Origin of the sequence: Mesorhizobium alhagi CCNWXJ12-2, assembly GCF_000236565.1 — a bacterium.
Lineage (GTDB): Bacteria > Pseudomonadota > Alphaproteobacteria > Rhizobiales > Rhizobiaceae > Allomesorhizobium > Allomesorhizobium alhagi.
Window position 1 is genome coordinate 1 of record NZ_AHAM01000249.1, and the last position, 411, is coordinate 411.

Here is a 411-nt window from a genome sequence, read left to right on the forward strand (position 1 = left end):
CCCCGGTCGGCGAGGTGCAGCAGCGTCGGCCGAAAGATCCGTTCGTCGGCCGGTTTCCTGCCGAGCGCTGATTGCGCTCCAGCCGAGCGCGCCCGGTGGTGGGTCCTGATTTCTCGCGGGTCGCGGTTCCACGCCAGGGCCGCGAGTTTCTCTCCCGCCGCAGGGCCAAGCAGCCGCTCGAGCGATCGTCCCGGCGTCTTCGCCAGTTGGCCTATGGTGAGAATGCCCTGCTGGGTCAGTTTCGCCTTGGTGGCGGGACCAACGCCCCACATCAGTTCGACGGGCAGGTCGTGGAGAAATTCGAGCTCGCGTTCGGGACTGACCACGACGAGGCCGTCCGGTTTGGCGACTTGCGAAGCGATTTTTGCCAGATGCTTGGTGCGGGCGACACCGACGGAGATGGGAAGACCA

At 66.2% G+C, this 411-nt stretch carries 1 protein-coding gene; it reads right to left on the bottom strand.

Annotated elements, in window-relative coordinates:
* The coding region (locus MAXJ12_RS26395) for a DNA polymerase thumb domain-containing protein (RefSeq protein ID WP_008839151.1) at positions 1-411 on the bottom strand (411 nt) is incomplete at both ends.